Raw genomic sequence first — 24,555 nt, forward strand, 5'->3', positions numbered from 1 at the left:
AGCGGCATCCATCAGCCGCGACTCAGGCTCAGCACTTTGCCAGCATCGATCACCGCCAGATACGACTGGCCGGCGCTGGCCTGGCACAGATCCAGCGCTTTGCCATTGATGCTGAATTCACCTTTACAGTTTTGCAGGCTGAACCAGTTGCTTGGCTGGCCCTTTTCCAGCAATTGCGTGCTGCCGCCGGCTTTGACTTCAATACCACTGGCGGTGGCAAAAAACCGAACCTGGTACACGCCGCTTTGGTCACTGCTTTGTTTTTTAAAGGCACTGATGCGATAAGCACTCTGATCCTGCCAGGCTACGACGGTTTGGTCATCGTCATTTTTCACGTCATAAATCAGATGGTTGCTGCCGTTTTTGTCCAGCCGGAGCAAACTTTGTACGGACACGCGGTAGTCGATGTTGTCACGGATCCCAACTCCGCCTTGGATCCTGACATTGCTATGCTGATAAAAACTATAGTTGACTAGATCACCTTGACCTATGCCGCGCCGCCATCGGCCATGGCTGGCAGTAAAATACGGTACTGTGTTTTTGACCGCTGGCATTTTTTTCCAGATTTGCTGCTGGCCGATCACACCGGCGCCGGCCTCAAACTGCCAGGGTTCCGCTTGTACGACAACATAGTGCAGACTGAGAAAAATGCTGGCGCAGGGTAGCATTATTCAGAGTTGGCAAAACGTCACAGACATACAGACACCTTGTCAGAATCCGCATCAGGAAGCAGTACTGTAATGGTCTGTGCATGCTGGCGCTCTGTGATGAGATTGTCGGTAGTGTCAGCAGATAAAGTGTTGCTGTGACGGATAAACGGTTCAACGTCACTACAAAACATTGCACCAGTCAGGTTGTGGCGCTGACTATTCGGCCGATGCTTATGGCAGTCGTGTTTGCAACAAGGCAGTCACCATAGGTAGTTGTGTCCGGCTGACCGGGACTTTACTACCATCCTGCAATAGCAGCTGGCCTTGTCGTCCCTGCCGGCTGAATTTCTGCACTGCAATGATGCTAACCCAATAAGAGCGGTGTGGGGAAAAACCACTGTTTTGAGGTAATTCTGCGATAGCGTCCTTCAGATTGCAGAGGATTAAACTGCGCCCCTGCGATGTCACGACGAGTAAATAGTGCAGTTCTGACTTCAGATAAAGCAGCTCACCCCGTCGTTCTGGTGGCAACTGACGTTGCAGACTGCTGAAATCAGCTGTCAGTGGCAATGAACTGGTTGGCGTGACCGCTTGTCCGCTTGCCGCAAGTGGCTGAATATGGGGGACATCCGGGCTTTGTCGTGGCCGGATGAGCCGAAAACCAAATAACCAGGGCGCATTCGCCGCTATCCATGCCACCGTTATCAGCGGAGCCACTGCCAGCACTTCACGCCACCAGGCGCCGGCCCAGTTTTGCCAGCCCTGATATCGCGGATCTAAACCCAGTGCTACATCCAGTAACAATGCAGGACCGGCAAACAACAGACTGGCACTGAGGCCACACAGTAGCAGTTTCAGCCAGGCCGCACGTTGTTGCAGTGCCGGCATATGTTGCAAATGCTGCTGACACAGGATCAGTAAAGTCACCGGCAACAGGCCCTGCAGCAACCAGATACCCAGCAGCAGCGGAAATTCCAGTTGTTCTGCATTGCGATCCAGCAAGGCAAATAACAGGGCCAGCACAAATCCCACCGAATAGAAATAATGTTTGGGGTTCAGTTCGTGATTTGATAAATCTGTGACCAACATTTTATCCCTATGCTCCCACTGCTCCAATGATGTATCTCGCGGCGCCATTAATGCCCATTGGTGCAAAACTATGCCCACTGGTGCATCTGTCACCGAACTGACTTTTTGTCCTCAGTATCCTAAGGCGCGCAACCTGAGTTGCCGATTTGAATAACACAGGTTGATTTCAGGTTAATCAGATGTTTTTCCCAGTGTATCTGATCTGACTATCAGTGATCCATGGAGGTACTATGACGTTTCATCACAAACCGGTCCCTGTTTGTGCCTTACTGGCTGGTTTTCTCTGCCAGCTTCCCGTTTGTGCTGAGCCAGGCGAGACCGCAGCCGTTACACTGCCGGCAAACCAGGCTGCAGATCAGACCGCCCCCGCTAGCGTTGCAACTGCAATCCCTGCGCAAGAGCCGCTCGAAGTGATCCAGGTATTAGGGCGGCGGCCGGACGGCCTGACGCTCAGCAGCGAAAAAATTCTGAACGTTGCCGGCGCCGGTAACGATCCGTTGCGGGCGCTGGAAGCTTTACCCGGAGTCACGCTGGCAACGCCTGGTACCGGCGGACCTGTCGCAAAGCCGGCTATTCGCGGCAGTTCACCGGTGGATAATGAATATCAGACTGATTTTCTGCCGGTCGGTTATGTGTTTCACAATGATGGTCTGAGTACCTTTAACCCGTTATTAATCCAAAGTTTCAGCCTGTACAGCAGCAGTTGGAGTCCGCAGTACAAAGATGCCACCGGCGGCGTCATTGTGACTGAGCTGCGGGATCCGTCATTTGAGCAGTCCGGCTGGTTTCTGGATGCCGGTGCGATTCGCTCTTCACTGATGTACGAAGGTCAGATCAGCCCGCAGGCGGCGTTTTACTTTTCGCTGCGTCAGAGTTTTATCCACTTATATATTGATCAGTTTATCGAAGACGAAGAATTCGATTTTTCCACGCCACCGCGTAACAACGATTTTCAAAGTAAGCTGGTCTGGGATATCAACGCACAGAACCAGCTGCGGCTGATTGCCACCGGTGCGCGTGACAAAGTCAGGCGCCGCTTTGACGAGGGCAGCCGCGATGTAGCAAAAAATCCGGATCTGGCCACAGGCGAGGGCTATCGCAGTAGCTACAGCCAATTTGGTGTGCTGTGGGACAATCAAAGCGTTGTCGGTGACAGTAAAATGGCGTTTAACCTGCTTGATCGTAGCGAAAATATCGAAGAAGGCATTGCCTGGAACCTGCAAAATGATATCCGCGAATGGCTGCTCAAATCGGCCACTGTCAGCCCGCTTGGTGATGCTGAACTGCATTGGGGACTGGAACTGCGTCAGCAGAATATCGACTGGCAGGCTAAAGGGCGGGCGCAGCCCTGTAATCCGGAATTAAATGTATGCCCGCCGGGTTATTACGCCCCGATCCTGTCAGATGTCGCCAGTACTGACGTGCGTTTTGTCAGCGGTCATCTGAATTACCAGCGGCCACTGGCGGCAGCGTGGCAGCTGAAAGCCGGTGTGGCTTTGGATCATAATGATTTTACTCGTGAATCTTTTGCTGAACCTCGGCTGGCACTGACCTGGCAACTGGCACCGGACTGGCAGCTGGACCTGACAGCCGGTCAGCATCACCAGTGGTTTCGCCGGGTCGAAATGCTGTCTTCGGTATTTGGCAATCCGGACCTGGAACTGGAAACCGCCGACCAGCTGGGACTGGGGTTGGAGCACCGGCTGAGTGATTTATGGCGCTGGCAACTGGATTTATACCACAAAAAACTGGATAAGTTGTTTGTCAGCAATCCGGCCCGTCAGTCCAGCGGATTGTCCCAGCCCGGTCAGCTGCAGGCTCCGGCGTTTTTAAACGGTGGCAGCGGTACTGCCAGTGGTGCTGAGTTCTTGTTAAACCGGGATCTGGCCGATGGTTGGTATGGCTGGTTCAGTGTCAGCTATGCCAAAACTGAGCGGCGGAACGACCTGATCGGGCAGGATTTTAACTATGAGTGGGACATTCCGCTGATCGTCAATGCAGTGGTGAATTACGAATGGGATGAGCACTGGGAGCTGGGGTTTAAATGGCGATTCCAGAGTGGCCGGCGCTACACCGAAATTTTTGGTGCCCGGCCTGTCTATCCGCAGATCAACGGTCAGCCGGATTTAAGTAAAGCGCCGATTTTTTATGACCCGACCGAGGGAACCTTTAATGGTGCCCGGCGCGATGCCCTGCATCGGCTGGATGCTCGGGTCGATTACCACACGCGTTGGGGCCAGTATCCGGTGACCATGTACTTTGAAGTGCTGAATCTGTATGGCAACAAAACAGTGCAGGAACAAGAGTGGAATGCTGATTACACCAGTTATGAAGAAGATTATGAGTTCCCGGATTTTCCGTTCCCCGGACTGGGCATCAGTATCCGCTTCTGAGTAAAACTGCCGCCAGCCAGGTCAATCCCGGCTGGCGGCAGGATGTTATGCCGGGTGGCGCTTGGGCTGAGTTATCTGCCGGCTCAGCCATTTTTCCAGCAACGACAAGAGCAGCAAGGGTAAAAATGCACTGTACAACAGGGACCATTGGGTCAGCATGGCCGGTAACATGGCCAACAGACTGGCCAGAAATAACAACAATGAAGCCCTTTTGTCACTGCTGCGATGTTGTGGATATGCCGACAGACAGCCGGCAGGGTGACCACACAAACACAACAGATTGACCAGCACAATACCGACAAACAACGCCTGCGCCCGCCATAGATCCAGCAGCCACTGCAGCACTGACAGCTGCAACACACTGGCGGCAGCCCCCAGTAACAAATACAGATTGGCTGCCAGCATCAGTTTGTTAACAGGTCGCAGGTGCCGGCACAACCACAGTTGCAGCAGCGCCAGCCCTGCGCTGTATTCAAAGGCCTGCAGCCAGCGCGCAAAGCTGTCCTGGCCCTGCCAGCTGGCGTACAGCACAAAAAAAGTCAGCGGCACAAATTGCGTATACTGCCACAGGCCGCTGCAACGCCGGCCTGTTGCAGTATGTCTGTGACGGACCGCAACGGTTTTTTTCTGTGCCGTAGTGATCAGGTCAGCCACATCGTCCTCCGGCATACCAGCTGTCGCAGTAGCGGCAGCAGTCATTGAGCAGCGCCTGGTCTATCTGCAGGGCCAGCCCGGGAGCGGTTTGCAGCTCCGCAGTGGGGAGCAGTCCTTTCGCGCCAAAGCGTAGGGATGGCTGCTGCAAGTCATGACACAGCAGATAATCACCAAAAGCTCCTTCGTGATAGCGACAGTCCCCCAGCAGTGTTGCGACCAACTGGCCGGCCCGCGTCAGGATCACGCTTTCCCCTACCTGAGCACCCAATTGATACATCAGGCCATGTTGTCGCGCCTGTGTGGCCAACGCCAGAGTTGACAATATCCCGCCGCACTTGGAAACCCGTAAATTCAGCGCCGGTTTAAACCCGGCGTCCAGCAGATATGTCAGATCTGACCATCGACAAAAGGACTCATCGAGCATCAGGGGCACAGCTTCGCCAAAATCAGCAAAAAGCGCCAGATAACCAGCCCGGTCACTGGCAGCCAGTGGTTGTTCAATACACTGAACCCCCAGCGCCAGGAACTGCGGGATCGCCTGACGAGCCTTAGTCAGTGACCAGGCGCCGTTGGCATCAACCCGCCAGCTTGCCTGCGGATGGGCTTGCTGTAAGTTGTACAGCAGCGCCAGCTCCGCATCAAGATCAATGCCGACCTTCAGCTTAAACGCCTGCAGGTCCAGCGCCTGGTATGCCCGCTGATAGCGGTTGATCAGCGCGGCATCGCCCAGGCCGTAAGTACCGCTGTACTGCAGAGCCTCTTTTTGTATAGCAGCGATGCCGATTTCAGGCAGCCGGCCTGAGAGTAGTGCCATCAGTGGTTGTTGCAGACACTGACCGGCCAAATCCAGCAGCGCCAGATCAACCGCAGTCCTGACACAGCTGGCGGTGGGCGCTAAAGCAGGGTGTTGCTGATAAAAGTGGTCAAGGTAGTGCAGGATAGCGCCAACGCTGGCAAAGCACTGGCCGGCGAGCGCCGGCAGCACCTCGTCGCGCAGCGCCGCCACAACAGAAGCATCAGTCTCACCGCTGACATAAGCTCGTGGCAGCACTTCGCCAAAGCCATGCCGGCCGCAGGCCGATGTGAATTGAAGTACGATGCCGGTCACTGCTGCTCTTTGCTGAGTGGCGTGATTAAAGCTCAGCTGAAACGGGATTTCGGTCTGATACAACCGGATCGCACTGATCTGCAGTTCCGGCTGAAATGGCAGATCAGATATCATAACCAATGCTCCGGTAACACTAGTAATGGCTGCTGTGCCGGCGCCTGCAATACCTCTTGTCCCTGCACCGGCCGGTCATGCAGGAAATCATCAATATCCAGAATACTCTGCTGCATATCTGCAGTGAAAGCCAGCAAATGACGGTGATCGTCGCCGCCACTGTAAGCCTTAGCCACTGTGTTGTTTGGTGCCAGCGTCAGATAACTGCGCAGCCGCTGATTGTCCATCATCGGGTCGGCCGGCACATACAAATAGAAGCGCGGGTAACGGGCCAGTGGATCTGTAGAGAAGCTGGTACGTAACAGGTTAAATTGGGTCAGACTGCCGACGGCCAGATAAAACTCACGGCTGAAACGGCGCTGCGAATATCCATCAGTGCTGATCGCCCACTGATAAAACGGATCTGAAGTAAAGAGTGTGGCGCCTTTGTCGCCCTGTTGTTCCGGAATGGTTGAGGCAAAATACTGGCCGGGGGCCGCAGCTATCAGCTCAGGAATAGTAAAAGGTAACGGCAGGCGGGAAAACAGCCCGGGAGTGGTAAACACCAGCCGGCGCACGCCCTGAGGCGGATAACTGTTGATATATCCGGTCAGAATATGCGCGGCAAAGCTGTTTGCCCACAGGTTCAGTTCAAGCGATGGATGGCGTTTGCGCACCAGCCGGACCATCTGAGCCAGACTGTCGGTCCAGACCTGCCAGCGATCGACATGGCCCTGCTGGCGGATCAAACCGGCGGCTTTGTCACTGTCTTTACCATCGTCCGGCTGCAGCGAGATACCGGCCGAAGACTGACCAGCTCCCACGCGGTCAAAGGCATACACGGTATAACCGAGGATCGCCAGATACTCCGCGCTGCCATAAAACCAGCCGCGATGACTCTGCAGGCCGTGATTGTAAACAATAACCTTGCCATTGCTGCGCCCGGGCAGCCAGTAGGTGTAGCGCAGCTGGTAATTCACAGGTTGGCCGGCCTGGCTGAGCAATGGGTCACTGTAATGCAATACCCCTTGGCGACCCGAGTGATTCAGCTGAAAAAAAGCGCTTCCGGTGGCTTGGCTGAGCGTCGAGCCCAACAGCGAGACCAACAACAAACTCCAGAGAAGGCTGCGGTGCAGCACAGCGTAAAATTCATGCAACATATTGATTTTCCTTAGCAGCAGTGCTGCTGATAATGACAAATTCAGTGCTGAGGCTGGCGTCAGCCGTCAGCGGGACAGTCTTAAATTGGGCTTCGCGGACACCAGCGGCGACCCGGCGGCGTTTAAATTGCTCCAATGTGCCACTGGCCAGTGCATGGACCTGCACCGCGCTGAGGCGTTGTGACAAACGTTTGCTGCGATACTCAATGTTTTGCTGTTGCAGCGCTTGTTCAAAGGCGCCGGCAAAGTGCTGTAGTTGCTGGAGGGCTGGTGGCTGACTGAACTCGGCAAACAGCTGGTAACCGCCTTGAGGGGCAGAGGCAAGACACTGAAAAAATACACAGTGCAGCGACGTTTGTTGCTGTGCAACGGTGATCGCTGCCAGCACTTGCTGCTCGTAGATTTTTTCCCCGGTAATATTGGTAACCCCTTTACCTTTCTGGACAAAATCAATCAGCGGTGTCGTGCCGTGAAAGCCTTTGACTTCGATAATGTCGTTCAGGTCATAGCGGTACAGGCCGGCGATATTGCTGAAATACAGGTAATAGCGCTCGCCGGTACACAGTTCGTCGGCCAGCAGATATTGCCGTTGCTCAGGGTTTAAATCGCCTTGTTGCACATCGTTGACCCGGGCAAATTCAAAGAAATTGTCCTCAATGGTCAAAAGGCCAGCGCTCTGGTCCAGTGCCAGCGGTATAGAGCCGCGGATCTCTGAGGCGAGAAACCCCAGATCTTTGATATGGACCTGGCCGTACCACTGCTGCATTTTTTGCAGGAAAAATGCGGAGTTCCCACCTGTCCAGCAGGCGATCACCGCCAGCTGTGGCCAGTAGTGGTAAGGCCGTAGCCGCTGCTCCGGGTCCTGTTTCTGCAGAGCGCGCAGTGCTGCTGCCCGTTGCGGATTGGCCTGACATAGCGGTAACAATACGGCACGGATCTCCGGTTCCAGCGCAAACTGGCTGTTAATGCCGCCATGAGCCAAATCGTCCAGCAGCATGTCTTGCCACAAAACGCCTTTTTCGGCCAGCAGGCTCAATGTCGATGGATTGGTTGACGATACCAGGCTGACATCGGCCGCAGCCATCCCCAGCCGCAATATGGTGTAATAACGAGCATCGTAGTCTTTGATGCAGTACACCGCATAAGGCAGCAGATATTTGTGTTTGATGGCCTCATCCAGATCCTGAATATACTGGCCGGAAATCGAACCAAAAGGCGTGCCGTCCGGTGCATGGCCTTCCACTGCCGGTGACACAATCACCAGCGATTTGCCGGCAAAAGCCCGTGGATGATTCTGCTGCAGGCTGTAGCCCCATAACCGGGCCGCATCCTGATGGGCAGATTGCTGCTGGGCCCGGGTCACTGGAATAAATTTCGGTTCGCCGGTTGAGCCGCTGGTGGTGGCGTAATAACAGGGTTTGCCTTGCAACAGCACGTCGGCTTCGCCTTGCAGGTGGCGCTGAATATAAGGTCTGAGCGTTTCATAATCCTGCAACTGCACTTGCTCTCGGTATTGTCTGAGGCTCTCAATATCGGCAAAACCATGTTCGCGGCCAAACACCGTCTGAGCTTGTTGCTGCAGGATTTGGCGCAGTAACTGCAGCTGATAGTAGCGACTATACCGGCAGCGGAATTTAAAGCGGCGCATAGCTGTGTCTCCGCTGAGCGCAAAATTCAGCCGAAAATCGCGTTGTAACCGCAAGTTGCCACGCTCGAGCGCAGAGTCGGCATGGCGGTAAGCCCGCCAATAACGCAGCTGAATACTGAGCCGGATCAGCAGCGCCATTGTGAGTCCCCCCAGCTTGTGCAGCGTCAAGGCTATTTTGCCCGGTGCTTTCACCCGCGGGTCTTGTTGCCATTCAGTCATGCCAGTTCCTCCCGGGCATTTGCCATCACCGGCTGCAGCAGTTCTGCGCAAAGTTGGCACAAGGCGCTGACCTGTTGGTGCAGGTAAAAGTGATCACCGTCGAACTGGCGCAGCGGCGTGTCGTTTGCCAGCACCTGACGCCAGGCCGTGATCTCAAATGGACTGACCAGCCGGTCCTGCCGGCCTGCTAATAAAGTTGCGCTCAGCTGTCGCGCGGCCGGATGGGACTGATAATGATAATTCTCCAGCATGGCGTAATCTGCTCTGAGTACCGGCAGCACCAGCGCTAGCAATTGTGGATTTTGCAACAGTTCCTGCGGCGTGCCGCCAAGCCGGCGCAGCTCATCAGTGAGCATGTCATTGGTCAGGTGCGAACGGCGGGACCGAACCGGCAGTTGCGGCGCCGGCCGTGCCGACAGCAGCAGATGCCGCACTGGTTTGCCAAGCGCCTGAAGTTGCAGCGCCGTTTCAAAAGCGAGCAGCGCGCCCATGCTGTGGCCAAACAGCAGTAATTCGCCCGGACAGAGCTTTAGTGCGCCGGCGCATTCGCGGGCGAGCTGACGCAGATCCTGCGGCAAAGGTTCGTGCCTGCGTTCATCCCGGCCTGGTAACTGCACGGCCAGCAGATTGAATGAGGCAGGCAATGCCTGTAGCCAAGGGGTGAAGATCCGGCTGTTGCCGCCGGCATAATGAAAGACCACCACGGCTGGCGCTGCCGGATCATTGCAGCGCAGCGCTTTCAGGATGGGGCTTGGCGTGAGCAGTAAAGACATATCATAACTCCTTCTGTTTTTGAGATCTGGCAGGCTGGCCGTAGAGCGGCCAGCCTGTGCGGGCAATATGTCAAACCAGGGCGGCGTCTTCGCTAAGCCCGGCCAGCTGCTGCTGTGCCAGTTGTTCCAGCGACGGACCTGCCAGCAGGCTCATACTGGAAATGGCCAGCCCCAGCTGGGTCAGCAGCTGTTTACTGAGCTGGTTGGTGGTCAGAGAGTCGACGCCAAGCTGGGTCAGGCTGATGCGCACATCAACCTGCTCCGGCTGGTAACGCAGCAGGGCCGCAACTTGTTGTTGTAACGCCTGTAATAAAGCGTTTTTGCGTTCCGCTTGGGGCATGGTCAGTAATTGCTGGCGAAACAGGCGGCCAGCGCTATGTTGTTGGCCAAACTGCTGCACTATCTGGCGGAAGCGGCCGGAACGCCGGGCTGCCTGATTGGCGTTGAACCACAACGGCCATTCGATATCCATAATGCCGATCTGGGTTGCGTTGCTGCTCAGCGCATGCCGCAATTGGTCAAACGCATAATGGTCGCTGATGGCGTGGACGCCTTGTCCGGCCAGAATAGTGCGGACCTGGGCATCGCGGGCCACCATGCCGGCACCGGCCAGAGCCCCCCAGTTCACCGATAAGGCCGGTAAACCTTGCCGGCGGCGCCAGTGACAAAATTCATCCAGCCAGTTGTTGGCGACCACATAGTTCGCCTGACCCGGGTTACCGACCAGCGCCGATACTGATGAGCAGCAAATAAAGCGCTGCAGCTGCTGTGGTGGCAGTGCTGCCAGCGCCTGATGTAAATGCAGGGCGCCGAGAATTTTCGGGGCCAGCACAGTGCGGCAGGCGTCTGCACTGAGATCACGCAGATAACCATCTGCCAGCACGCCGGCGCAATGCACCACTATCCGCAGCGGCATCGCCGGATCATTGGCTAAAGCCACTGCGTTGTTGACAGCGCCGGCATCAGTTACATCAAGTGCGACAGTCTCGACCTGTACTCCGCGGTTTTGCAGCAGCTGTAATGCTTTTGCATCAACCTGACCGCTGCGGCTCGCCAACACCAGACGGGCGGCCCCCCAATCGGCCAGCTGTCTGGCCAGTGTCAGACCAAACCCGGCAGTACCACCGGTGATCAACACTGAGCTTTGAGGCGGCAGCCACGGTGTAGCAAAAGGCGCTAATAACAGCAGGGGCTGCTGATACAGCAACACGCTGTCGAAGCTATCACTGAGCTTGTCAGTTTGGGCCAGTAATGCAGCCGGACAACATTGTGTTGCGCGTAGAGCGTTGCTGTGCTCCACGATAAATTGCAGCGCAGCGCTGATAAACCTGGTGTGCTCAGGGCTATGCAGCAGGCCAGACAGATCTGGCTGGCAGAGCAAGTCGTCCTGGCTGAAGCGGGCGCTGTCCAGTGGCTGCTGGCTGAGGTCAATCAATTGTCGCTGACTGCCGGGCAGGCACAGCAATTTGTCGCGGATTTCGCTGCTGGCTGCCGAAATCATCAGGTCAAATGGCGGCTGTTGCAGCAATGGCCGGAAAAAGCTCAGGTCGTAGCAGCCAAACTGTTGTTGTACAAACAGCCGGACGGCGGCAGTGTCGGCGGATGTGTCGGTGCGGTCATGCAGCACTGTGACCTGCAGCTGCATGGTGGCGGCAATATGCCGCAATGCATGTTCCAGATCGGCAGGCAGATCGGCCAATAACAAACGCTGGCCTGCCATGGGTGCAGACAACCCGGTCAGGCAGTACAGGGCCTGTACACAAGGCTCAATCAGACCTACTTGCGCTGGCAAAAAGCCGGCCGGCAGCGCTAACATCTCCTCATCAGTGGCGGTGCGCTGGCTTTGCAGCCGTTGCTGGCGCTGACGCAGCAGCACCAGCTCCCCGTGCTTAAATGCTGCAGCGGCTGGCGCCTGGCTGATTTGCGCGACTGCGAGTAAATCCGCCGGCTGAGCCTGACGCAGCGCATCAGATAAAGCCGCGCTGTGCAGTGTCAGCTGATAGGGAGCGTCAACAGTGTCCGTCGCCGAGCTGGCAGACCAGCCGGTGAAACTATCGGGTTGTGCCTTGTCCTGCGCAGTGGCCACCGTAAACTGACGCAGCTCAACTGCACTGTCGGTATCTGCAGCAATTTGCTGCCAGGTGCTGCTTTCCGCCGCTTCGGCACAGAGTTCACGCCGGTAACGGCTATGTTCGCGCCAGGCGACATCGCTGGCCTGATCGGCGATCTGCAGCTCCTTCAACAGCTGCTGTAACGCGGTTTGGGTGTTCCTGCTTAAATCCAGATTCTGGCAAAAGACCGCCGGATATTCATTGATGATGGCGGCGCTGAGGCCGGCCAGTGCGGCGGCTGACCAGGCTTCTGCGGACTCATCCGGCAGGACCTGATAAGCGTCGATACTCAGACGCAGGTAACGCCATGGCTGCTTGCCATCATCTAACCGCTGCAAGACGGCACGACTGAACTGAATGGAATCGGACAGGTGGCTCAGCAGCAGTGCTGGTTCCTGCCAAGGTTGCTGTGACCAGCCACAGGTACTGAAATCCAGCAGCACGTCCGGTTGCTCAAGTCCTTGTGGCGGCAGGCTGCCAACGCGATAACTGCGCACCAGGACGCCCCGTTGCTGCAGCGCTGCATTAGTGGCAAATGCCAGCTCACTGCCGTCGTCGATGATCAGTACCCGGCGTGGCAGCGCCTGCAGTGCCTGTATTTCCGGCTGTTGCAGCCATTGCAACTGATAATTGACCGGATTCTGCACTGGCTGCTGCTCACCAGCCAGTTCAATAGCGCGGCATTCCAGATCTTCCAGTAACAGGCACAGTACGCCGGCATCGTTGTAAAGTGCCAGTTCACAATGCAGACTGCGTGCGGTTTTCTCCAGCAGCCGGCAGTGGCTGAAGCAGATTGCACCAGGCAATTGCAGCAGCGTCAGACGGCCGCAGCTGTGGGGGACATAAGCCGGTCCGTTGCCAACCAGCGCCAGCAATGACTGAAAGGCGCCATCGAGCAGGGTCGGGTGCAACAGATACTGGCCCGCCTCCTGTGCAGCAGCCTCACCCAGCACCAGACGGGCGCTGACGCTGTCCGGCTGAACCTGTAGTGCTGTCAGCGTCTGAAATGCCGGACCATACTCTAGCCCAATGCCGGCGGCAGTCTGATAAAATTGCTGTATTTGCGCTGGATCTGCGGACAAGTGCAGTAAATGCTGACCATCCAGCGTAGGCACTGGTACCGGATACTGGCAAAGTCGGGCGCTGGCATTGCGTTGCCACCGGCTCAGTTTGTCAGCCTGATCCCGGCTGGATAATTCCAGCAGACGCTGCGCTTCGTGATAACGGATTTCGGTTTTCATCACTGCCTGGGCCGGCACTTGCAACATTTTTTCAATCTGTAGCTGCTCCAGCGTCAGGCTGGCTGCACCACTAAGTTCCGCCGCCGCACAGAACAGCGCGTCAATAATGGCCGCCCCCGGAAAGACCACACTGGCATTGACCTGATGGTCAGGCAGGTATGGCATAAAATGCCGGTTGATCTCGCCGCCCCAGGCGGTACCGGAGCCAGGTAATTGTTCGTTCAGATACACTGCGCCGGAACGGCCGATACGACGTTCCACCGAGCGGCCGGATTCACGCCATAAATGTTCCCGTTGCCACGGGTACAACGGCAGCGGCACATAATGCGCCGAAGGGCCATAAAAGGCCGGCCAGTGCAACGCACCGCCCTGGTGAAACCAACTGGCCAGTGCGCCGAGGAAAAAACTCTGCTCCGGTGTTTTACGCTGTAAGCTGGCCAGCTGCGGCAGGTCCAGTCCTTGTTGGCTCAGCAGTTCACGAATGTTTTGTTTCAGTACCGGGTGTGGCCCCAGTTCAAGCACCGCATCCGGTGTGAGCGTCAATACACTTTGAAAACTACTGGCAAATAACACGGTCTGGCGCACATTGCGCCACCAGTAATCGGCACCGAGTTCTTCGCCGGAGATTTGTTGACCTGTGACGGTCGACACCAGCGGAATGCTGCAGGCGCGTGGCTGCAGATCTGACAGGACTTCCAGCAACTCGTTTTCGATCTGTTGCATCTGACTGCTGTGATAAGCGATTTCAACCTGTAATATCCGGCAGAAAATCTGCTGTTGTTCAAGCTGTTGTGCCAGAGCCAGCAGCGCCGGGCGTGGGCCGGCCAGTGTCAATGCTTCCGGACCGTTTAACGCGGCGATTTCAATGGTCGGGAATTGTTGCAACCAGGCTTGGCAAGCCGCTGCCGTCAAACCTACGGCCAGCATGCCACCGTCAAGGTTGGCGCATTGCTGCTGTAAGCGACTGCGGTGGTAACTGACTTTACAGGCATCCTGCAGGCTTAGCGCACCCGACAGATAAGCGGAAGCCACTTCACCGACACTATGGCCAATCAGCACCACCGGTTTCACAGCAAAATGGGCCCAAAGCTCAAACAAGGCCACCTGCAGCGCGAAGTTCGCCGGCTGCGCTACTTGTGTTTCGTGCATGCGGGAGCTTTCTTCATCTTTTTGCATTTCACTGAGCACAGACCAGCCGGCTATTGCATAAAAGACCTCATCAACCCGCTCCAGTGCTGCCCGAAAGACCGGTTCAGTACGGTACAGTTCCTGACCCATGCCCCACCATTGTGGTCCCATGCCGGTGCAGACCATCGCCAGGCGCTGCAGTTTCTGGTGGCATTGCCGGACCTGCGATGACTGGCTGAGCTGCTGCTGTATCTGCTGCAACAGCTCGGCCGGGCTGTCGGCCTGCAGGCAAAGGCGATGAGTCAGTGCGGTCCGCCTTGCACTCAGGCTATAAACCCAATCCGCCAGCGCAATATCCGGTTGTTGTTGCAATTGGTGCAAAAAGCGCTGGAGAACTTCCTGCAGCGCCCGTTCCGAGCGGGCACTGAAGGGCACCAGCATTTGCCGCGATTCGTTTTGCCGCGCCGGTCCTGGCGATGGTAATTCGTGCTGTTGGGCGCTGCGCACAATGACGTGGCCATTACTGCCACCATAACCAAATGAATTAACCCCGATAAAATGGGTTTTATCCGCATCCAGCGGCGTCAATGCCGTGACAACCTTCAGCGGTAACTGCGCGAAGGGGATCTCCGGGTTTGGCGTGTGAAAGTGCAGGTTGGCTGGTACCTGTTTTTCCCGCGCTACCAATGTCGCTTTAATCAGACCCGCCATGGCGGATGCGGCTTCGGTATGGCCGATATTGGTTTTGACCGAACCGACCAGACAAGGTTGTTGCAATGAGCGACCAGCCAGAGCACGGCCCAGTGCAGCAATTTCCAGTGGATCACCGGCCCGGGTGCCGGTACCGTGCGCTTCGATATAACTCAGCTGTTCTGCGGCTACACCGGCACGCTGATACACCTGCTGCAGCAACCGGAACTGGGCATCCGGATTTGGCAGCGAGATACCTTTGGTCTGGCCATCCTGATTGATGCCGGTTTCGACAATCACTGCGTGAATGTGATCGCCATCACGGACTGCATCCGACAGCGGCTTTAACAGCACCATGCCGGCGCCTTCGGCCCGGACATAGCCACCGGCATCAGCATCAAAAGCCTTACAGCGACTGTGAGCCGACAAAAACTGGCCTTTGCTCATCACCACCGGATAATGCGGCGTCATCATGGCATTGGCGCCACCGACCAGCGCCATTTCGCAATCGCCATTGCGCAGGCTTTGCACCGCCAGATGCAATGCTGTCATTGACGCTGAGCAGGCTGTATCGACGGTAAAACTTGGTCCTGTTAAATCAAAGGCATATGAAATTCGATTGGACAACAGTGCCATAGTCACACCAAAAGCGGTATGAGAGTCGGTTTCGTATAAGTTGTCACCATCAAGCTGGATCGCTTTATTGTCGATAGCAAAAGCGCCGATAAACACGCCTGTCGTTTTTTGTTTCACCAGCTCCTGCGGCATGCCGGCATCTTCCAGGGTTTCCCAGGTGACTTCGAGTAACAGTCGCTGCATCGGATCTATTACTTCGGCTTCTTTGGGGGACATCAAAAAAGGCTGTGGGTCAAAGTGATCCAGCCGCTGGCGGATGAAGCCGCCCTGGCGCGCATAAGTTTTGCCGGCTTTGTGTGGATCGGCATCGTAGTATTTACGGATATCCCAGCGCTCGGGCGGCACGTCGACAATGCCGTCAACGCCTTGGGTCAGCATTTGCCAGAAAGCGGCCGGATCATCAGCACCACCAGGGAAGCGGCAACCCATGCCAATAATCGCTATTTCATTTTTCCGTGTTTCGGTATTCACCCTGCTCTCCTTTATAGACAGATGGCCGCTGGCCGCCTCAATGTTGTTTCTCTGCCGCCATGTGATGACGGCAGAGATGTGGTTTATGCGGCAGCGAGAATAACAAAGGGGATTTCATGGCCGGGCGAGCGGTCTGCTGATATCAGATAAAAATAAACTTATGGTTTTAAAAATATTAACAAAGTGACGAAACTGTCTTGTAACTGCCCATTGGCGCATGAGTGGGCATAGCCTCAGCCCGGCAGATCTGTGGTGAGGTTGTTGTTGTGCTTGCTGAATGTAAAAAATATATTGCAAAATAACGGGGCCGACGCTGCAGAGGACTGATCATGGCATGGAGGGAAACGGCATTCTGGCAACCGGAGCTGGTTTGGCGCGAAGGAGCGGCAACTTTTGCCATCGCGAACTTTAGGGCGGCGTATTACAACAGTGATGCTTTCAGGCAATGCAATATTGTGTTTCCGGCTGAAATTCAGGCATCGGTGTCATCGCGTCAGGCCGAATATCTCGCTGGCCGCTTGCTGGTGCGTTATTTACAGCAACACTGCGGGCTGACGGTGTTCCCACTGTTGGCCTCGGCCGATCGTTGTCCACGCTGGCCACCAGGTCAGATTGGCAGTTTGTCGCACAGTGCTGGCCAGTTATTTGCTGCGCTGCAGCCTGTCACGCGGGCTGATCAGTCTGTGCTTGGTGTTGATGTCGAGAGTGCTCTGAGGCTGGAGCAACAGCAGCTGCTAGGCTCTGAACTACTTTCTGCCGCTGAACGGGCGGTGGGGCGCGCGGCCGGTTTAACAGACAACGCCTTGCTGACGCTGGGGTTTTCAGCCAAAGAAAGTCTGTACAAAGCTTTATATCCGCAATGCCGGCGCTTGATGGATTTTACTGCGGCTGAATTAGTCGGGATCACCGAGCAGCAGTTTGAGCTACGGCTGGCACAACCCTGGAGTGAACGCTGGCGACAGGGCCAGTTATTTCGGGGGCGTTATTTCTGGCGACAGCACCAGCTGTATACGCTGGTGTTGTCTGACGACGCAACCGGTTCAACCGATCTGATGTTTGCGCGCACTTAAGCGCACCCATTCTTCTTTGACGGCAACCGGGGCAAAGTCAAATTCATCGCTGTAAGCATCAATCACCGATTGCGCCTGACTCTCCAGAATACCGGATAATGCCAGTAAACCACCCGGCCGGACATAAGCGCTGATGATCTGACTCAGTTCAGCCAGCGGGCCGGCGAGAATATTGGCCACCACCACATCGGCTTCCAACTTTGGCTGGTCTTTCGGTAAATACAGTTCAATCTGCCCGGCGACGCCGTTGCGTGCCGCGTTGGCGGTGCTGGCTTCAATGGCTTGCGGGTCGATGTCGATCCCGACGACGCGTTTGCCGCCCAGTTTCAATGCGGCAATACCCAAAATGCCGGAACCACAGCCAAAATCGACGACGAGACTGTCGGTTAAATCCTGGCTGTCGAGCCATTCCATACATAAAGCGGTGGTTGGGTGCGTGCCGGTACCAAAGGCGAGGCCTGGGTCCAGCATCACGTTGACAGCTGTCGGGTCCGGAATTTCGCGCCAGCTCGGGCAAACCCACAGCCGTTGACCAAAGCGGATCGGGTGGAAGTTGTCCATCCATTCGCGTTCCCAGTCTTTGTCTTCCAGTTGCTCCAGCTTGTACTGCACGCCATGTTTAAACAAACTGACCTGTTCGAGTTTGCGGATCACTTTATCCATCGGATGTTCCGCATCAAACAGACCTACCACCACGGTATTTGCCCAATAAATCACTTCACCCGGCATGGGTTCATAGATAGGGGTGTCGTGCGCATCGACAAAACTGACGGCCTGGGCGCCCCAGCTCATCAGCATGTCGCTGACAGTCTCAGCATGTTTTTCTGTAGTGTGAACACGAAGTTGGATCCAGGGCATCAGCAGTTCCTGACAGGTTGGCAAAGCATAAAAGCGGCGATTTTAGCAGTTTTTATCGGCCTTGGCATGCGGCCGATCGGCCCTGCCACATTGGGCGCTGGCAGAAAAGTGTCACCCATCGGGCATCTGTTTACATATAAATACCAATTCTGACATATTAATTTCGTAAACTGCGCGCATTCCGACAGGCCCGATATTTTTTGATAGGTTCCGACTCGTGCAGGATTTTCTGTTCAGGCCGCAGCAGCTGGCCAGCCCCCGGTTACCGGGAATAAGCGCTGTGATGCGGATTAAAAACGGCGCTGAATTTCTCGAAGCAACCATTCGCAGCCATTTGGTTTATTTTGATGAAATTGTGGCTTGTTACAACGATTGCACCGACCAGACCGCGCAGATCCTGACGCAGCTTGCTACTGAATTTCCTGACAAAATCCGCATATTTCATTATGAACCTCAGGTCCATCCTATCCTCAGTACTGCCCATGCCTCTACTGCGACCTTTTGCCTGCACAGCATGGCGAATTACTACAATTATGCTCTCGCGCAGTGTCGCTACCAATTAGCGGTAAAACTGGATGACGACCATCTGGCCATCGCTGCCAATATGAGCCGCGCCGTCGCCACGGTTCGCGCCGCCAGTGCCGCAGGGCAGATGGCATTATTCCGTTTTTCTGGTCTTAATCTGGCCGGGAATTTGGCAGCACCACAGGTGTACCGAAATTGCCCGCTGGTCGGGACTGGCGACATTATGTTTTTCCCAATTCATCCGGAAATCTTTTTTGTACAGGCGGAAAAATTTGAAACGCTGCAGTTTGGCGAGCAAAAAGCGCTGCTGCCAAAACGATACCTCGGTGTGTTGTACTGCCACCTGAAACATCTGAAAGCGGATTATGGCTTTGCCAATCTGGCTGAACCGGCTCGCAGCCAGCATTGCAGACAATACCTGCACGGGCTGCAATTACAAAGTTTGCCGCAATTCTGCACAGCTGCGACACAGCAGGAATTGATTCAGGATTACGGTCTGCCGGTATTTTGGCTACGCCAGCAACCTTGGTTTAAATGGGTGTTGCGTCGGGTTGGCAAAGAAAACCCGCTTCGAATGCAACGGCTGGAGACTTTGTCTGCGGACCTGGCTGCGATCAACTGGCAGCAGGATGTGCTGCACTGGCTGTCAGGCGCTGCAACGACCAAGACCGTGCATCAGCGTTATCCACTGCAGACTTCGTCCCGACCTGCGCATTCGGCCTGGTCGGATCGCATGCTGGTTTCATGATCGCCGCAATAAAAAAAGGCCTCAGTTGAGGCCTTCGTTTTATTTGATACCGAGCTTGTGCTCAAGATAATGAATATTGGTGCCACCCTGATTAAAGTTGGCGTCTGTCATAATCTCTTTATGCAAATCGATATTGGTTTTGATGCCACCGACCAGCAGTTCACTCAGTGCGTTGCGCATACGCGCGATGGCAATAGCCCGGTTCTCACCGTAAGTGATCAGCTTGCCGACCATCGAATCATAGTTTGGCGGTACCGTGTAATCGGCATAAATATGCGAATCCCAACGCACACCATTGCCACCTGGTGGGTGGAAGCGGGTGATAGTACCCGGCGATGGAATAAAGGTTTTTGGATCTTCAGCGTTGATCCGGCATTCCACCGCATGGCCGCGAATGACGATATCAGATTGTTTGATAGTCAGCGGCATGCCTGAAGCGATACGCAGCTGTTCTTTAATCAAATCCACACCGGTGATCATTTCTGTGACCGGGTGTTCTACCTGAATACGCGTGTTCATCTCGATAAAGAAGAACTCACCGTTTTCATACAGGAATTCAAAAGTACCGGCACCGCGATAGTTCAGGTCGATACAAGCCTGTACACAACGGCCACCGATAAAGTCGCGTTGTTCCTGGGTGATGCCCGGAGCTGGCGCTTCTTCGACGACTTTCTGGTGACGGCGCTGCATCGAGCAGTCGCGCTCACCTAAGTGAATGGCTTTGCCCTGACCATCTGCCAATACCTGAATTTCGATATGACGTGGGTTTTCCAGGAATTTCTCCATGTAAACCATGTCGTTACCAAAAGCAGCTTTGGCTTCGGCTTTGGTCATCTCAATCGACGACACCAGTTCATCTTCACTGCGCACCACACGCATACCACGACCACCGCCACCGCCTGCGGCTTTGACGATAATCGGGTAACCAATACGTTTGGCGATGGCTTTGTTGGTGTCAGCATCGTCACCGACCGCGCCGTCAGAACCTGGTACACAAGGCACGCCGGCTTTTTTCATTGCTTCGATGGCGGAGACTTTGTCACCCATCAGACTGATGGATTCAGGGCGTGGACCGATAAATACCAGGCCGCTGTCTTCAACTTGTTGAGCGAAATCGGCGCGCTCAGCCAGGAAGCCATAACCAGGGTGAATGGCCTGGGCATTGGTGACTTCTGCGGCGGCGATTAACGCCGGAATATTCAGGTAGCTTTGTGGTGATGGGGCAGGGCCAATACAAATGGTCTCATCCGCCAGCAACACGTGCTTGAGGTTACGGTCGACGGTGGAGTGCACCGCGACAGTTTTGATACCGAGTTCTTTGCACGCGCGTAAGATACGCAGCGCAATTTCGCCCCGGTTGGCTATCAGCACTTTTTCTAACATGTGTCGGCCTTTTCGGTTATTCGATCACAAATAAAGGCTGGTCAAATTCAACCGGCTCGCCGTTTTCTACCAGAATGGCCGTGATAACGCCGGCTTTGTCTGACTGGATCTGGTTCATCATTTTCATCGCTTCAACGATACACAGCGTATCGCCGACTTTGACCGTTTGACCCACTTCAGCGAAGTTCTTCGACGTTGGTGACGCGGCACGGTAGAAAGAACCCACCATCGGTGAGCGCAGCTGATAACCTGTTGCCACTGGAGCGGCTGGTGCAGCAGGCGCTGCTGCAGGTGCCGGAGCAGCGGCTGGTGCAGCGGGTGCTGCGGTGTAGTGCACTGGAGCGTATTGTTGCACCGGGCCACCGCGACTGATGCGCACAGATTCTTCACCTTCGGTGATCTCCAGCTCATTAATGCCAGATTCTTCCAGAAGTTCGATCAGTTTTTTAATTTTTCTAATATCCATGACGTTTGCGCCTAACTTGGTTGGAATTTATGGGTTTCGTGGCGTGCTGGTCAGTGTTGCCACCGCTGAGTCGAGCGCATAACGGTAACCGTTTGCCCCCAGACCACAAATCACGCCTTTTGCGATATCTGATAAATAAGAATGCCGGCGAAATGCTTCACGGGCATGTACGTTCGACAAATGTACTTCAATAAATGGGATGGCCACCGCCAGTAAGGCGTCGCGAATCGCAACACTGGTATGGGTGAAAGCGCCTGGATTGATAATGATGTAGTCCTGTTGTCCCAGGCTTTGCTGGATAGCACCGACCAGCTCATGCTCGGCATTGGACTGTAAGTGGGATAACTCCACCTGCAATGTGCTGGCATATTGCTGTAAGTCGCTGACAATCTGGTCCAGCGTTTGAGCACCATAAATATGTGGTTCGCGTTGCCCCAGCATATTCAGGTTCGGACCGTTTAACAGCAAAATCCGTAATTTGGCAGTCATTTGTCGATTATTCCGTTGATAATTCTGGATCTGCTTCCATCCTGCCAAAGGTCGGCGAAAAAACAATCTTTTTCGCAGAAATGCGGCCGGCATTTACAGATTTGCGCCTCATTATAGTGAAATCGCAGCAAATGGCAGCAAAATACTGGTCTTATCAGCAGATGGGAACTTTTCGACGCTGTTGTTGTATCGGGCTGAACAGGGGGAAGAAAACGTGGTCTGAGCAGTTTCGCAGACCACGCCAGTCGGGTGCTGTAGCCTTATTGCTGCAGCTGGATTAAATGGGCTTTGAACTCAGCTGGACCCATAAAGCCAGTGATGCGCGATGTCGTTAATTCGCTGCCGTTCGGTGCAAAAAACAGTAAAGTTGGTAAACCGAGCACCTGAAACTTGTCCAAAACCTGCTGATCCTGTTCAGTCGCTTTGGTCACATCGATGCGTAATAAGCGGATTTTCGCCATTTCGGTTTTAACGCCGCCGTCAGCAAAAGTAATGTGCTCGAATTCTTTACAGGCGACACACCACTCAGCGAACAAATCCAGCATCACATATTGGTTTTGCGCTTTGGCTTCTAGCAGCTGTGCATCCAAATCCGCCAGCGTTTTAATGTCGATAAACTGGCCGGCTTGTTGCGTATTTGCCGCGGCAGACTGAACCTGTGGCTCCGGGGCGAACCATTGCTGATAATTCGCCATCACAACGGCGCACACTAAAAGCGTGGCGACCAGCCAGCACAGGCTTTTTGCCACGGCAGTTTTCAGCAGCTGCTGTACTTGCTGCAGATAAAGCGCAAAGCCCAGAGCCAACAAGGAGCCAAGCACCAACAAGACTTCAGCCGGCACAATGCGTGATAGCAGCATCAGTGGCACCGATAACAGCAGGAAACCGAAAATGGCTTTGATCACGTCCATCCAGGCGCCGGGTTTTGGCAGCCATTTACCGCCACTACTGCCGAGCAGTAATAACGGCAGGCCCATACCGAGGCTCAGGATGTAAAGCACCAGCGCGCCATAAGCTAAATCGCCGCTTTGTGCGATATAAAGCAGTACGCCTGTCAGCGGGGCCGTAGTACAGGGGGATGCCACCAGTCCGGACAATGCGCCCATCACCAGCGCGCCCTTGAGTGAACCACCTTGCTGGCGATTGCTGGTCGCGGTTAGTTTTTCAGTCCAGCGAGCCGGTAACTGCAGATTGAACCAGCCAAACATCGCGCCAGCCAGCAGCACGAATAACACACTGATGCCAATCAACACGGCCGGATGCTGAAAGGCGGCCTGAAATTTCACACCGGCACTGGCAACGACCAGTCCCAGCAGAGAGTAGGTCAGCGCCATACCCTGCACGTAAGCAAAAGATAAGCGAAAAGCGCGGCCATGGCTGAGCTGCTGGCCCTGACCAACAATAATACTGGTCAAAATGGGGTACATCGGAAAGACACAAGGCGTGAACGCAAGGCCTAAGCCAAGCAAGAAAAACAACCCTAAGGTCAGCAGGCTTTTATCGGTGCTGAGCCGTTCCGCCAGACCAATCTGACTGGAGACCGGTGCGGCATTGTTTGCTGTCGCCGCGCTGCTGTCGGTTGCGGCAGGCTTGGCAGCGGCTTGGCTTATTAGCGGGATTTCACGGGTTTCCAGCGGATAACATAAGCCTGCTTCCGCACAGCCCTGATAACGGACTTTTAGTTTGGCGTCGGCATCGATATTGGCCAGTTTGACATCGAATACCAACTGATGGCGGTAGATTTCGGTTTTGCCAAAATATTCGTCTTCATGCGGCAAACCAGCCGGCAACGCCGGATTACTGAAGTTGACTGCCACACCGGCGATTTTCAGTTTGTGCTTATATAAGTAGTAGCCGTCAGCAATCTGAAAACTAATGCGCACGGACTCACCACTTTGGGCAAAATCCAGCATAAACGCCTGATCGACCGGTAAAAATTTCGGCTGTTGCAGCGCGTTCAGGATATTTTGCGCCGGCAACGGGTTCTGACTGCTTTGCGGGCTTTGCAGCGGATCGGCGTTTGCGCCGGTCAGCAAACTCAGCGACAACAAGACAAACATTGATATTGTTGCCAGCAACTTTGATTTATTCATTCGGTAAACATTCCTCATTGACCCAGTTCAGATAAGGTAAAAAGCCCTGATTGACCGGGACTGCAATAATTTCCGGCACAGTATACGGATGCAGCCGGCAAATGGTCTGACTGATTGCGTCAAACTGTGCCGCCGGTGCTTTAATCAACAGCGTGACTTCCACAGCGGTCTCTATTTGGCCTTGCCAGCGATAAATCGAACGGACGCCAGGCAATATATTGATGCAAGCTGCTAGTTGCGCGCTGAGCAACTGTCTGGCGATCTGTTCGGCAATCTGTTCATCCGGACAGTTACATAAAATAATCTGCAAATTTGTCATCACAGAAAGCTCCATCTCTTCAGTCGCTTAGTTAAAATTACCGAGCAATCAGCCAATACGACGTCCTGCTACCAGACCGTCCTTCGCGCTATTTTATTCCTGCGGCTGCGGCGATTTTAAAAATCTTCTGCCAATCCCCTTGGTTTTTTACGGACTTTACCCCATATCCCGGATACAAAAATTTTTTAACCCAGTATTTGGGTGTAAAACCACAAACCATGTTCAGGAGCTTTAAACATGAATATTCGTCCATTACATGATCGCGTCATCATCAAGCGTCTGGAAGCCGAAAGCAAATCAGCTGGTGGCATTGTATTGACTGGCGCCTCAGCTGAGAAGTCAACCCGCGGTGAAGTTGTTGCAGTAGGCAATGGCCGTATTCTGGAAAACGGCACTGTGCGTCCGCTGGAAGTGAAAGTAGGCGATAAAGTGATTTTTGGTGCTTACGTCGAGCGTTCTGAGAAAATCGACGGTCAGGAATATGTGATCACGAAAGAAGACAACATCCTTGGCATCATCACTGAATAATATTCAGTAGTA

18 protein-coding genes are annotated in these 24,555 nt (G+C 54.6%); 4 read left to right on the top strand and 14 right to left on the bottom strand.

Features of this window, described 5'->3' with window-relative positions:
• Positions 1-11: 11 nt before the first annotated feature.
• Together ACQ66Q_RS19705 and ACQ66Q_RS19710 are read right to left on the bottom strand one after the other, a co-directional pair.
• On the bottom strand, positions 12-668 hold the full coding sequence (locus tag ACQ66Q_RS19705) for a hypothetical protein (protein ID WP_430458348.1): 657 nt from the start codon (positions 666-668) through the stop codon (positions 12-14).
• A 213-nt stretch (positions 669-881) separates the two neighbouring features.
• Entirely contained in the window at positions 882-1,739 is an 858-nt protein-coding gene (locus ACQ66Q_RS19710; protein WP_430458349.1) for a LytTR family DNA-binding domain-containing protein, read from the bottom strand.
• Positions 1,740-1,969: 230 nt separating this feature from the next.
• Between ACQ66Q_RS19710 and ACQ66Q_RS19715 the strand changes: the two genes are divergently transcribed.
• Positions 1,970-4,132: a TonB-dependent receptor plug domain-containing protein gene (locus ACQ66Q_RS19715; protein WP_430458350.1), complete on the top strand. Its 2,163-nt coding sequence runs from the start codon at positions 1,970-1,972 to the stop codon at positions 4,130-4,132.
• 45 nt (positions 4,133-4,177) lie between these two features.
• Here ACQ66Q_RS19715 and ACQ66Q_RS19720 read toward each other — a convergent pair whose 3' ends face one another.
• The 6 genes from ACQ66Q_RS19720 to ACQ66Q_RS19745 all read right to left on the bottom strand — a co-directional run bounded on the left by ACQ66Q_RS19720 (position 4,178) and on the right by ACQ66Q_RS19745 (position 16,064).
• Positions 4,178-4,786, bottom strand: coding sequence for a hypothetical protein (locus ACQ66Q_RS19720; protein ID WP_430458351.1), 609 nt, complete (start codon positions 4,784-4,786; stop codon positions 4,178-4,180).
• Positions 4,779-6,008, bottom strand: a complete 1,230-nt coding sequence (locus tag ACQ66Q_RS19725) for a mandelate racemase/muconate lactonizing enzyme family protein (protein WP_430458352.1) — start codon at positions 6,006-6,008, stop codon at positions 4,779-4,781. Before ACQ66Q_RS19725 ends, ACQ66Q_RS19720 begins: the two co-directional genes overlap by 8 nt.
• Positions 6,005-7,147 carry an alpha/beta hydrolase gene (locus ACQ66Q_RS19730; RefSeq protein WP_430458353.1) on the bottom strand — a complete coding sequence of 381 codons (1,143 nt, stop codon included), beginning with the start codon at positions 7,145-7,147 and terminating at the stop codon, positions 6,005-6,007. The genes ACQ66Q_RS19725 and ACQ66Q_RS19730 overlap by 4 nt, the downstream gene beginning before the upstream one ends.
• Positions 7,137-9,014, bottom strand: a complete 1,878-nt coding sequence (locus tag ACQ66Q_RS19735) for a GH3 auxin-responsive promoter family protein (RefSeq protein ID WP_430458354.1) — start codon at positions 9,012-9,014, stop codon at positions 7,137-7,139. The genes ACQ66Q_RS19730 and ACQ66Q_RS19735 overlap by 11 nt, the downstream gene beginning before the upstream one ends.
• Positions 9,011-9,787: a thioesterase II family protein gene (locus ACQ66Q_RS19740; RefSeq protein WP_430458355.1), complete on the bottom strand. Its 777-nt coding sequence runs from the start codon at positions 9,785-9,787 to the stop codon at positions 9,011-9,013. The genes ACQ66Q_RS19735 and ACQ66Q_RS19740 overlap by 4 nt, the downstream gene beginning before the upstream one ends.
• 70 nt (positions 9,788-9,857) lie before the next feature.
• Positions 9,858-16,064 carry a type I polyketide synthase gene (locus tag ACQ66Q_RS19745; RefSeq protein ID WP_430458356.1) on the bottom strand — a complete coding sequence of 2,069 codons (6,207 nt, stop codon included), beginning with the start codon at positions 16,062-16,064 and terminating at the stop codon, positions 9,858-9,860.
• 329 nt (positions 16,065-16,393) lie between these two features.
• Between ACQ66Q_RS19745 and ACQ66Q_RS19750 the strand changes: the two genes are divergently transcribed.
• Positions 16,394-17,134 (top strand): 4'-phosphopantetheinyl transferase family protein, encoded by a 741-nt coding sequence (locus tag ACQ66Q_RS19750; protein WP_430458357.1) that lies wholly within the window; start codon positions 16,394-16,396, stop codon positions 17,132-17,134.
• Here ACQ66Q_RS19750 and prmA read toward each other — a convergent pair.
• Complete coding sequence (gene prmA, locus ACQ66Q_RS19755; RefSeq protein ID WP_430458358.1) at positions 17,105-17,992, bottom strand: 50S ribosomal protein L11 methyltransferase; 888 nt, start codon at positions 17,990-17,992, stop codon at positions 17,105-17,107. The two genes, ACQ66Q_RS19750 and prmA, sit on opposite strands and share 30 nt — an antisense overlap.
• Positions 17,993-18,275: 283 nt before the next feature.
• Between prmA and ACQ66Q_RS19760 the strand changes: the two genes are divergently transcribed.
• A complete protein-coding gene (locus ACQ66Q_RS19760) occupies positions 18,276-19,265 on the top strand; it encodes a hypothetical protein (RefSeq protein WP_430458573.1) in 990 nt (329 codons plus the stop codon).
• Positions 19,266-19,304: 39 nt separating this feature from the next.
• Here ACQ66Q_RS19760 and accC read toward each other — a convergent pair whose 3' ends face one another.
• The 5 genes from accC to cutA form a co-directional block, all read right to left on the bottom strand.
• Positions 19,305-20,648 (bottom strand): acetyl-CoA carboxylase biotin carboxylase subunit, encoded by a 1,344-nt coding sequence (gene accC, locus ACQ66Q_RS19765; RefSeq protein WP_430458359.1) that lies wholly within the window; start codon positions 20,646-20,648, stop codon positions 19,305-19,307.
• A 16-nt stretch (positions 20,649-20,664) separates the two neighbouring features.
• Entirely contained in the window at positions 20,665-21,114 is a 450-nt protein-coding gene (gene accB, locus ACQ66Q_RS19770; RefSeq protein ID WP_208933323.1) for an acetyl-CoA carboxylase biotin carboxyl carrier protein, read from the bottom strand.
• Positions 21,115-21,141: 27 nt separating this feature from the next.
• Positions 21,142-21,603: a type II 3-dehydroquinate dehydratase gene (gene aroQ / locus ACQ66Q_RS19775; RefSeq protein WP_377240909.1), complete on the bottom strand. Its 462-nt coding sequence runs from the start codon at positions 21,601-21,603 to the stop codon at positions 21,142-21,144.
• A 260-nt stretch (positions 21,604-21,863) separates the two neighbouring features.
• Positions 21,864-23,696, bottom strand: coding sequence for a protein-disulfide reductase DsbD (locus ACQ66Q_RS19780; RefSeq protein ID WP_430458360.1), 1,833 nt, complete (start codon positions 23,694-23,696; stop codon positions 21,864-21,866).
• Positions 23,689-24,015 carry a divalent-cation tolerance protein CutA gene (cutA, locus tag ACQ66Q_RS19785; protein ID WP_430458574.1) on the bottom strand — a complete coding sequence of 109 codons (327 nt, stop codon included), beginning with the start codon at positions 24,013-24,015 and terminating at the stop codon, positions 23,689-23,691. The genes ACQ66Q_RS19780 and cutA overlap by 8 nt, the downstream gene beginning before the upstream one ends.
• Before the next feature lie 237 nt (positions 24,016-24,252).
• Between cutA and ACQ66Q_RS19790 the strand changes: the two genes are divergently transcribed.
• A complete protein-coding gene (locus tag ACQ66Q_RS19790; protein ID WP_296294486.1) occupies positions 24,253-24,543 on the top strand; it encodes a co-chaperone GroES in 291 nt (96 codons plus the stop codon).
• Positions 24,544-24,555 lie beyond the last annotated feature (12 nt).

The organism is Rheinheimera sp., assembly GCF_965283995.1.
Classification (GTDB): domain Bacteria; phylum Pseudomonadota; class Gammaproteobacteria; order Enterobacterales; family Alteromonadaceae; genus Pararheinheimera.